Source organism: Leucobacter chromiiresistens (assembly GCF_001477055.1).
In the GTDB taxonomy this organism is placed as follows: Bacteria; Actinomycetota; Actinomycetes; order Actinomycetales; family Microbacteriaceae; genus Leucobacter; species Leucobacter chromiiresistens_A.
Window position 1 is genome coordinate 1 of record NZ_LDRK01000140.1, and the last position, 10379, is coordinate 10379.

General features: G+C 71.3%; 10 protein-coding genes and 1 riboswitch. Of the genes, 8 read left to right on the plus strand and 2 right to left on the minus strand.

The window, feature by feature from the left end; all coding sequences use genetic code 11:
- Window positions 1-1669: amidohydrolase (locus tag NS354_RS12600; RefSeq protein ID WP_058594793.1), on the minus strand; the 1669-nt coding region annotated here is incomplete at its 3' end.
- Between the two features lie 161 nt (window positions 1670-1830).
- Here NS354_RS12600 and NS354_RS12605 point away from each other — a divergent pair.
- Window positions 1831-2592 carry a TetR/AcrR family transcriptional regulator gene (locus NS354_RS12605; protein ID WP_082678079.1) on the plus strand — a complete coding sequence of 254 codons (762 nt, stop codon included), beginning with the start codon at window positions 1831-1833 and terminating at the stop codon, window positions 2590-2592.
- On the opposite strand, the gene purU is transcribed toward NS354_RS12605, so the two are convergent.
- Complete coding sequence (purU, locus tag NS354_RS12610; protein ID WP_058594794.1) at window positions 2582-3469, minus strand: formyltetrahydrofolate deformylase; 888 nt, start codon at window positions 3467-3469, stop codon at window positions 2582-2584. The genes NS354_RS12605 and purU overlap by 11 nt on opposite strands.
- A 122-nt stretch (window positions 3470-3591) precedes the next feature.
- Between purU and NS354_RS12615 the strand changes: the two genes are divergently transcribed.
- The 7 genes from NS354_RS12615 to NS354_RS12645 all read left to right on the plus strand — a co-directional run.
- Window positions 3592-5862, plus strand: coding sequence for a carbon starvation CstA family protein (locus NS354_RS12615; protein ID WP_058594795.1), 2271 nt, complete (start codon window positions 3592-3594; stop codon window positions 5860-5862).
- Between the two features lie 33 nt (window positions 5863-5895).
- Window positions 5896-6099, plus strand: coding sequence for a YbdD/YjiX family protein (locus NS354_RS12620; protein WP_029608051.1), 204 nt, complete (start codon window positions 5896-5898; stop codon window positions 6097-6099).
- A 52-nt stretch (window positions 6100-6151) separates the two neighbouring features.
- Window positions 6152-6239, plus strand: a riboswitch (ZMP/ZTP riboswitch).
- Window positions 6240-6286: 47 nt separating this feature from the next.
- A complete protein-coding gene (gene glyA, locus NS354_RS12625) occupies window positions 6287-7570 on the plus strand; it encodes a serine hydroxymethyltransferase (protein WP_058594796.1) in 1284 nt (427 codons plus the stop codon).
- Between the two features lie 3 nt (window positions 7571-7573).
- Window positions 7574-8449 (plus strand): bifunctional methylenetetrahydrofolate dehydrogenase/methenyltetrahydrofolate cyclohydrolase, encoded by an 876-nt coding sequence (locus NS354_RS12630; protein WP_058594797.1) that lies wholly within the window; start codon window positions 7574-7576, stop codon window positions 8447-8449.
- Window positions 8450-8543: 94 nt separating this feature from the next.
- The gene (locus tag NS354_RS12635; protein WP_058594798.1) at window positions 8544-9269 is read left to right on the plus strand and encodes a VTT domain-containing protein; all 726 of its coding nucleotides are present in this window, start codon (window positions 8544-8546) and stop codon (window positions 9267-9269) included.
- A 5-nt stretch (window positions 9270-9274) separates the two neighbouring features.
- Complete coding sequence (locus tag NS354_RS12640) at window positions 9275-9937, plus strand: DedA family protein (protein ID WP_058594799.1); 663 nt, start codon at window positions 9275-9277, stop codon at window positions 9935-9937.
- 52 nt (window positions 9938-9989) lie between these two features.
- Window positions 9990-10379: ArsR/SmtB family transcription factor (locus tag NS354_RS12645; protein ID WP_430736008.1), on the plus strand; the 390-nt coding region annotated here is incomplete at its 3' end.

The following is a 10379-nucleotide window of genomic DNA, read 5'->3' on the forward strand; positions in this document are numbered from 1 at the left end:
CACCGGCGCCGGCGCCGGTGTGCAGGAAGGTCACGTCGCCCGCGAGCCACGTGCCGAGCACGTCGAGTTCGGCGATCGATTCGGGCGCGACGGCGAGCGGGTTCGCCGACAGCCAGGCGGCGTCCGCAGCGCGGCCCACCGCGAGGGTGCCGCGATCGTTCGCGAGGGCCTGGCGCGCGATGCCGGTGGTGTACGCGCCGAGCGCGACGGCGGCGGGGACGCGCTCGTCGGGGAGCCACGCCTCGGCCTCGGGCTCGGTGTGGCTGTGCCGCGTGATCGCCGTCGAGAGCGCCGGGCGCCAGTCGCGGGTCGTCACCGGCCAGTCGCTGCCGAAGGTGACGGTGGCGCCGCTGCGGTGCACCGACCCGATGAGGTACTGCCAGCCCTCGCGCGAGTGCCCGAGGTGCGGGATGGTGAGGTCGCGCATCACCGCGTCGCACTGCGCCCAGTAGGGCTCGAAGTTCGCGATGACGCCGAGCTCGGCGAAGCGCTGCACATCGGCCGGGTCGAGCACGGCGACGTGCGCGATCACGTGGTGGCGCTCGCGGGAGGGGTCGGCGTCGCGCGCCAGCTCGAGCGCGTCGAGCGCGCTGCGGTTGGCCGCGTCGCCGATCGCGTGGAGGTGCAGCTGGAAGCCCTCGGCGTCGAAGGCGCGCACCGCCTCCGCGAGCTCCGCATCGCTCCAGTTCGGCAGCCCGCGATCGTCGGGGCGGTCGGCGTACGGCTCGATGAGCGCGGCGGTGTGGCTCTCGATGACGCCGTCGAGGAAGAACTTGACCGTGTCGCCGGTGAGCCGGGGGTGCCCCAGGGAGCGCACGCGGCCGCGATTCGAGACGAACTCGGCGACCTGCTCCCGCCAGCGGGCCGGGTCGGCGCGGAAGGCGAGGTTGACGCGGGTGTGCAGCCGCTCCTGCTGGGCGGCCTCGAGGTAGAGCTCGAGGTCGGCGGGTTCGACCCACGCGTCCTGAATCCACGTGGTGCCCTGCTCGGCGTAGCCGCGCGTCGCCCGTTCGATGGCGTCGAGCCGCTGTTCGAGGGTGAACGGGGGCACGATGTCGGCGATGAAGTCGTTCGCCGCGGCCTCCTGCAGGGTGCCGAGGGGCGACCCGTCGGCGCGCCGCACGATGCGGCCGAGCTCGGGATCAGGGGTGTCGGCGGTGATGCCGGCGGCGGCGAGCGCGGCGCTGTTCACCCACGCGGTGTGGTAGTCCCAGGCGCGGAGGATGGTGGGGGTGTCGCCCGTGACCTCGTCGAGCCAGTGCGCGTCGAACAGGCCGCCCTCGGAGAAGGTCGCGTCGTAGCTCGCGCCGACGATCCACTCGGCGTCGGGGTGGGCGGCCTTCCACTCGGCGACCGCGGAGACGATGCCGGCGAGGTCGGCGGCCTGGCGCACCTGCGGTCCGAGTGCCTCGACGCCGCCGAGCACGGGGTGCGCGTGGCCGTCGCCGATGCCGGGCACGAGGGCCCCGCCGGCCAGGTCGATGACCGTGACGGCGTCGCCGGTGGCGGCGACGGCGAGCGCGCGGGCGTCGTCGCCGAGCGCGGCGACCGCGCCGTCTCGGAAAGCGATCGCGTCGCTCGTCGCGGTCTCGGGGCTGCGGCCCGCCTCGTCGGGATCGACGATGATCGTTCCGTTGAGGAAGACGGTGACTCGCGAGGCATCGCTCATGCTGCATCCTTGCTGCTCGGCGCCGAGAGGCGGTGGGGCTAGTGTGGTAAACGAACGGGGTTCGTTTACCGGCGGGACGAGAATAGTACGGATCGCCCGGGAGCGCGAGCGCACCAACGGATTCGTTGCGCAATCCGTATCGAGGAGCACGAGGGAGTGACATGACGGCGGAGGGGACTCCGAAACGACGGCGGGCGGGGCGCCCGAAGCAGAACGTGCTCTCGCCGCGCCTGATCCACGAGACCGCGCTGCGTCTCATCGACCGCCACGGGGTCGATGGAGCCGGGATGCGCGCGATCGCCGCGGAGCTGGGGGTGCGCCCCTCGTCGCTCTACAACCACGTGGCGGGCCAGCACGAGCTCATCGCCGGGGTGCGCGACCTCGTGAGCGAGCGGATCCCCACCGAGCCGTTCGCGGATCGTCCCTGGGACGAGGCGCTCGAGCTGTGGGCGCGGGGGTACCGTCTGGCGTTCGCCTCGCACCCGCCGACGATCGCACTGCTCGCCGTGCAGCCCCTCACGGGCGACTCGGCGACCTCGTTCATGTACGACACGGTCGCGGCGGCGCTCGTGCGCGCGGGCTGGCCCGAGGAGCGGGCGCTCTCCGTGATCGTGGCGTTCGAGTGCTTCATCCTCGGCGCGGCGCTCGACCTCGCGGCCGACCCGACGATGCTCGACCCGGGGCGGCGCGACGACGTGCCGGCGTTCTCGGGCGCGTACCGGGCCCGAGGCGCGGCGCTCGACGCCTCGGGTGCGAGCCCCGCCGACGACGCGTTCGAGATCGGTCTGCGGGCGATGCTCGCGGGACTGCGCGCCGAGTACGCGCTGCTGGGGACGGAATCTCCCGTCGCGTCGCCCCGCGAGGCGCGCGCCGAGGCGCCAGGCGAGGCCCCGGGCGAGGCGCTTGGCGGCGCTAGAAGATGATCGTGCGGTCGCCGTCGACCAGCACCCGGTTCTCGGCGTAGGAGCGCACGGCGTGGCGCAGCACGCGGGCCTCCACGTCCTGCCCGAGCTGCGTCAGCGAGCGCACGGTGTAGCCGTGGTCCACGCGGATGGTGTCCTGCTCGATGATCGGCCCCTCGTCGAGGTCGGTCGTGACGAAGTGCGCGGTCGCCCCGATGAGCTTCACGCCGCGCTGGTGCGCCTGCTTGTAGGGGTTCGCCCCCTTGAAGCCCGGCAGGAAGGAGTGGTGGATGTTGATCGCGCGGCCCTCGAGCCGGGCGCACAGCTCGGGGGAGAGGATCTGCATGTAGCGCGCGAGCACGACGAGTTCGATGTCGAGCTCGTCGACCGCCTCCATGACGCGCGCCTCGAACGCCGCCTTGTCGTCGGCGCCCGCGATGGCGCGGTGCTCGAACGGCACGTCGTAGAACTCGGCGATGTCGCGCACGGTCTCGTGGTTCGACAGCACGAGCGGCACGTCGATCGCGAGCTGGCCGGCTCGGCGGCGGTAGAGCAGGTCGTTCACGCAGTGGGTCGCCGTCGAGGCGAGGATCAGGGTGCGCACCGGCCGATCGGCGCGATCGAGGCGCCACGTCATGTGATAGCGCTCCGTGACGGGGGCGAGCGCCTGGGCGAACCGCTCGTCGAAGGTCTCGGGCTGCGCGACGGCCTCGACCTGCAGGCGCATGAAGAAGCGCCCCGTGTCGGCCGAGGCGAACTGCTGGCTCTCCGCGATGTTGCCGCCCGCGGCGACGATGGCGCCGCTGATCGCGTGCACGATTCCCGGCCCGTCGATGCAGGAGAGGGTGAGCACCCACTGGGTGTCGGGCGCGGTGGGCGGAGCGGGGAGCGTAGTCACGGTGTCCAGGGTAGTGCGTGCGCCCGGCCGGCCCAATTTTGCTACAGTGACGCCAGGGGGCGGCGCCCCGGGCTCCAGCGGAGCTCACCGGGCGGCGAGCATCAGCGCAAAGGAGTGAATGGATGTCGCAGTTTCGCACCGAAGCACCGAGCGGAGCGGTTCCCGAGCAGGACCCGGCCCTCCCGCCCGTCGCCCTCACCGACGCGGAGCGGGCGGAGGATGACGGCAGGCGGCGCGGCCTGAAGATCGCGATCTGGATCGCGGTCGGCGTGCTGGGCGCGATCGGCTGGACCATGCTCGCCCTCGCCCGCGGCGAGACGGTGAACGCGATCTGGTTCGTGTTCGCGGGCGTCTGCACCTACCTCATCGGCTACCGCTTCTACTCGAAGTTCATCGAGTGGAAGATCGCGCGGCCCGACGACCGCCGGGCGACGCCCGCCGAGTACCGGGCCAACGGCAGCGACTACGTGGTGACCGACCGGCGCGTGCTCTACGGCGACCACTTCGCCGCGATCGCCGGTGCGGGGCCGCTCGTCGGCCCGATCCTCGCCGCGCAGTGGGGCTTCCTGCCGGGCACGATCTGGATCATCGTCGGCGTGATCGTGGCCGGCGCCGTGCAGGACTACCTGGTGCTCTACTTCTCGATGCGCCGCGGGGGCCGCTCGCTCGGGCAGATGGCCCGGGATCAGCTCGGGCGCATCGGCGGCACGGCGGCGATTCTCGCGACGCTCGTGATCATGGTCATCATCGTCGCGATCCTCGCCCTCGTCGTGGTGAACGCGCTGGCCGAGAGCCCGTGGGGCGTCTTCTCCGTCGGCCTCACCATCCCCATCGCCCTCTTCATGGGCGTGTACCTGCGCTACCTGCGCCCGGGCCGCATCACCGAGGTGTCGATCATCGGCTTCGTGCTGCTCATGGCCGCCATCATCTCGGGCGGCTGGGTCGCCGAGACCGAGTGGGGCGCCGCGCTCTTCACGCTCGACAAGACGACGCTCGCCTGGTGCATCATCATCTACGGGTTCATCGCCGCCGTGCTGCCCGTGTGGCTGCTCCTCGCCCCGCGCGACTACCTCTCGACCTTCATGAAGGTCGGCGTGATCCTGCTGCTCGCGGCGGCCGTGATCCTCGTCATGCCGAGCGTCGAGGCGCCCGCGCTCAGCGAGTTCGCGTTCACCGACACCGCGCCCGTGGTGACCGGCAGCATCTTCCCGTTCCTCTTCGTGACGATCGCGTGCGGCGCCCTGTCGGGGTTCCACGCCCTCATCTCGAGCGGCACCACCCCGAAGCTCGTGCAGAAGGAGCGGCAGACCCGCGTCATCGGGTACGGCGGCATGCTCATGGAGTCGTTCGTGGCGCTGATGGCGCTCGTCGCCGCGGTGACGCTCGACCAGGGCATCTACTACGCGATGAACGGATCGGCGGCCGCGACGGGCGGCACGGTGCAGGGCGCGGTCGACTTCGTCATGGGCCTCGGCATCGCGGGCGTCGACGTCACGGCGCAGCAGCTCACCGACGTCGCCGCCGCCGTCGGCGAGGAGAGCATCGTCTCGCGCACCGGCGGGGCCCCGACGCTCGCCCTCGGCCTCGCGAACATCATGAAGGATCTCATCGGCGGCACCGCCATGATGGGGTTCTGGTACCACTTCGCGATCATGTTCGAGGCGCTCTTCATCCTGACCGCGGTCGACGCCGGCACGCGGGTGGCGCGCTTCATGCTGCAGGACTCGCTCGGCAACGTCGTGCCGAAGTTCGGAGACAACTCGTGGCGGCCGGGCGTGTGGATCACCACGGCGATCATGGTCGCGGCGTGGGGGTCGATCCTCATCATGGGGGTCACCGATCCGCTCGGGGGCATCAACACCCTCTTCCCGCTCTTCGGCATCGCGAACCAGTTGCTCGCGGCCATCGCGCTCGCGGTGGTCATGGCGATCGTCGCCGCGCAGAAGAACTTCCGGTACCTCTGGGTGGTGGTCGTGCCCCTCGCCCTCACCGCCGTCGTCACGATCACCGCGTCGATGTACAAGATCTTCTCGCCGAACCCCGCGATCGGCTACTGGGCGAACCACGTCGCGTTCCGCGATGCGCTCGCCGCCGGGGAGACGTCGCACGGCACGGCCGAGGGGGTCGAGGCGATGAGCGCGGTGGTGCGCAACACGGCGATCCAGGGCACGCTCTCGATCCTCTTCGTCACGCTCGCGATCATCGTCATCATCACCGCGATCGTCGCCGTGCTGCGGTCGCGCCGCAGCCCCGAGGCGGTCGACACGAGCGACCCGCCGGTCGCATCGCGCACCTATGCGCCCGCCGGCATATTCGCGACGGCGAACGAGCGCCGGCTCGAGCGCCGGTGGGCGGAGGAGCAGCCCGATGCGGTGCGCACCGGCGGGCACTGACCGCGCGCCCCGCGGGCGCGGGGAGGACGCCGCATGCGCGCGCTGATGGGGGCCGCCGCCCGCGCCGCACGCCGCGTGCGGTGGTTCTGCCGCGAGCTCTTCGGCGATGCGAAGTACGACCGCTACGTCGCGCATCTGCGGATCGCCCACCCCGACGCCCCGGTGCCCGACGCGCGCACGTTCTGGCGGGAGCACTACGCGGAGCAGGATCGCAACCCCGGCGCGCGCTGCTGCTAGCGCCGGGGCGGCAGCCCGCGCCGCTCGCCGCTGCGGCCGCCGCTTGCTAAGCTGAGCGCGTCGTGACTGGCGTACAGATGGTCACCATCGGGAAACGACACACTGCTTGCAAGGGACGGCCGCTCGCCTGGGTCGGATCCGGAAATGTTGCCGCGCTCGCGCGCGAATCACCACCGAGGAGCATTGCATGACCACCCAGTCAGCCTTTTTCAACGAGCCGCTCGAGACGGTCGATCCCGAGATCGCCGAGGTGCTCAAGAACGAGTTGGGCCGCCAGCGGTCGACGCTCGAGATGATCGCCAGTGAGAACTTCGTCCCCCGCGCCGTGCTCGAGTCGCAGGGGTCAGTGCTCACCAACAAGTACGCCGAGGGCTACCCCGGCCGCCGCTACTACGGCGGGTGCGAGTTCGTCGACGTCGCCGAGGACCTGGCCCGCGAGCGCGCCAAGTCGCTCTTCGGCGCCGCCTACGCGAACGTGCAGCCGCACTCCGGCGCCTCGGCCAACGCCGCGGTGCTCTCGGCCATCGCCGAGCCGGGCGACACGATCCTCGGCCTCGAGCTCTCGCACGGCGGGCACCTCACCCACGGCATGAAGCTCAACTTCTCGGGCAAGCTGTACCGGGTCGCCTCGTACGGCGTCGACCCCGAGACCTTCCTCATCGACATGGACGTCGTGCGCCAGCAGGCGCTCGAGCACCGCCCCAAGGTGATCATCGCCGGATGGTCGGCCTACCCCCGCACGCTCGACTTCGCGAAGTTCCGCGAGATCGCCGACGAGGTGGGCGCGACGCTCTGGGTCGACATGGCGCACTTCGCCGGCCTCGTGGCCGCGGGCCTCTACCCGAACCCGGTGCCGCACGCGCACGTCGTGTCGTCGACCGTGCACAAGACCATCGGCGGCCCCCGCTCCGGCTTCATCCTGACCAACGACCTCGAGCTCCACAAGAAGCTGAACTCGAACGTCTTCCCCGGCCACCAGGGCGGGCCGCTCATGCACGTGATCGCCGCGAAGGCGACGGCGTTCAAGCTCGCGGCGACCGAGGAGTTCGCCGACCGTCAGGTGCGCACCCTCGCCGGTGCGAAGCTCGTTGCCGACGCCCTGACCACGGAGGCGTCGCGGGCCGCGGGCGTCGACGTGCTCACCGGGGGCACCGACGTGCACCTGGTGCTCGCGGATCTGCGCAACTCGTCGCTCGACGGGCAGCAGGCCGAGGATGCGCTGCACGCCGTCGGCATCACCGTGAACCGCAACGCGGTGCCCTTCGACCCGCGCCCGCCGATGGTCACGTCGGGCCTGCGCATCGGCACGCCCGCGCTCGCGACGCGCGGCTTCGGCGACGCGGAGTTCGGGGAGGTGGCCGACATCATCGCGCTCACCCTGCAGCAGTCGGGCGACGTCGACGAGCTCTCGGCGCGCGTGAAGGCGCTCGCCGACGCGTTCCCGCTGTACCCCGGCCTCGAGGAGTGGTGACCGGTGGCCGCTGAGCTGCTCGACGGGAAGGCAGCCGCCGCAGCGATCAAGCGCGAGCTCTCCGGCCGCGTGGCCGCGCTCCGCGAGCGCGGTGTCGTGCCGGGGCTCGCGACCGTGCTCGTCGGCGACGATCCCGGTTCGCAGTGGTACGTCGCGGGCAAGCACCGCGACTGCGCCGAGGTCGGCATCGCGTCGATCAAGCGCGACCTGCCCGAATCGGTGACGCAGGAGGAGCTCGAGGCGGTGCTCGACGAGCTGAACGCCGACCCCGAGTGCACCGGGTACATCGTGCAGCTGCCGCTGCCGAAGCACATCGACACCGACCGCATTCTCGAGCGCATCGACCCCGGCAAGGACGCGGACGGGCTGCACCCCACGAACCTCGGACGGCTCGTGCTCAACGCGAACCGGCCGATCGAGTCGCCGCTGCCGTGCACCCCGCGCGGCGTCATCGAGCTCGTCGAGCGCAACGGGCTCTCGTGGAACGGCAAGCACGTCGTGGTGGTGGGCCGCGGCGTGACCGTCGGGCGGCCGATCGGGCCGCTGCTCACGCGCCGCGAGTACAACGCGACCGTGACGCTCACGCACACCGGCACGCGCGATCTCGGCGCGGTGCTGCAGCAGGCCGACGTGATCGTGGCCGCCGCGGGCGCCGAGGGCATCGTGCGCGCGGAGCACGTGAAGCCTGGCGCGATCGTGCTCGACGTCGGAGTATCGCGGAAGACCGACCCGGAGACGGGGAGGAGCCGCGTGGTCGGGGATGTCGATCCCGCCGTCGCCGACGTCGCAGCCTGGGTCTCGCCGAATCCCGGAGGCGTCGGCCCCATGACCCGCGCGCTGCTGCTGCAGAACGTCGTGGAGATGGCGGAGCGGGCCTGACCCCGGCCCGGGGCACGGGCCGTTCAGGCGGGCGCGGCATACTGAGGTGCGTCGCGCCCGCGATGTCCGTTCCGAAGAAAGCTGAGTTCAGTACGTGACCCTGACGACCTCCGCGCTCTCCGCGCTCGCGACCGCCCCCGCGCTGCTCGGCATCGACTGGCTCGATCCCGAGACGCTGCTGCAGGCGGGCGGGTGGATCGCCCTCGTGCTGGCGTGCGCGTTCGTCTTCCTGGAGACCGGCGTGCTCGTGCTCGCGTTCCTCCCCGGTGATTCGCTGCTGTTCACCGTCGGGCTCTTCAGCGCGACGGGCATCATCGACGTGCCGATCTGGCTGACCTGCACGCTGCTCTTCATCTTCGCCTTCGCGGGCGATCAGCTGGGCTTCATGATCGGCCGGAAGCTCGGACCGGCGGTCTTCAACCGCGAGCGCAGCCGGTTCTTCAACCCCGAGAACGTGGCGCGCACCCACGTCTTCTTCGAGAAGCACGGCCCGAAGGCGATCATCATCGCCCGCTTCCTGCCCGTATTCCGCGCCTTCGTGCCGGCGGCCGCAGGCGTGGGCAAGATGGAGTACCGCCACTTCGTGCTCTACAACGCGGTCGGCGCGCTGCTCTGGGGGGTCGGGGTGACGCTGCTCGGCTACTTCCTCGGCCAGATCCCGTTCGTGCGCGAGTACAGCGAGGTGTTCATCATCGTGCTCGTGCTCATCCCGGGCATTCCGATCCTCATCGAGCTCTTCCGCGCGCTGTCGGCCTGGCGCGCGCGCCGCCGGGCCGCGAGCGCGCAGCCCGCGGGCGATCCGCGCGACGAGATCGCGTGACCCGCATGACCATCACGCAGCTCAACACGCACCCGGGCGGCGAGTACGAGGGGCTCGTGGGATGGATTCTGACCCTCATGGAGCGCATCGGCGAGCTCGGGGTGGGCCTCGCCGTCTTCCTCGAGACGTTCATCCCCCCGATCCCGTCCGAAGCGCTGCTGCCGGGCGCCGGCTTCCTCGCGTACGAGGGGCGCCTGAACTTCTGGCTGGCCTGGCTCATGGCGACGCTCGGGGCCCTCGTGGGGGCCTGGGTCTGGTACGCGATCGGGGCGGCCTTCGGGCGCGACCGCACGCGGCGGGTGGTGGGCCGGATCCCGCTGATGGATCACGACGACTTCGACCGGGCGGAGTCCTTCTTCGCGCGCTGGGGCGGCACCGCCGTGCTCGTCGGGCGCTGCGTGCCGCTGGTGCGCTCCTTCATCTCGATCCCCGCCGGCATCGAGCGCATGTCGATCGTGAAGTTCAGCCTGTACACGCTGCTCGGGTCCGGGGTGTGGAACGCGCTCTGGATCGGCCTGGGCTATGCGTTCGGGCCGGCGATCAAGCCGGTCCTCGAGCAGTGGAGCGGGGTGCTCTCGGATGCGGTGATCGTGATCGTCGTCGCGCTGCTGCTCTGGTTCGTGATCGCCCGGCTGGTGCGCAACGCGCGGCGGAAGCGGAGCGAATAGGGCGGCGGCTCGGGGTTGACGGGCGAGCGGGCGCGACGTAAAGTGCAACCAAATGGTTGCACGAATCTCACCCCAGCAGACGGCGAGCGGCGCCACCGCGTCGGCGTCGGCCGCGCTCACCGACGAGCAGGTGAACCGCATGTTCCGCGCCCTCGCCGATGCCACCCGACGCGACATCGTGCGCCGCACCCTGACCGCCGAAGCGTCGATATCGGAGCTCGCGAGCGCCTACGACATGTCGTTCGCCGCGGTGCAGAAGCACGTCGCCGTGCTCGAAGCCGCCGACCTCGTCGCGCGCACGCCGCAGGGAAGGGAGCGCATCATCCGCGGCAACCCCGAGACCATCCGCCGGGCCCAGGAGCTCCTGGGCCGATTCGAGCAGATCTGGCGTTCGCGCATCGCTCGGCTCGACGCGTTCCTCGCCGAACGCCCCGAACGCCCC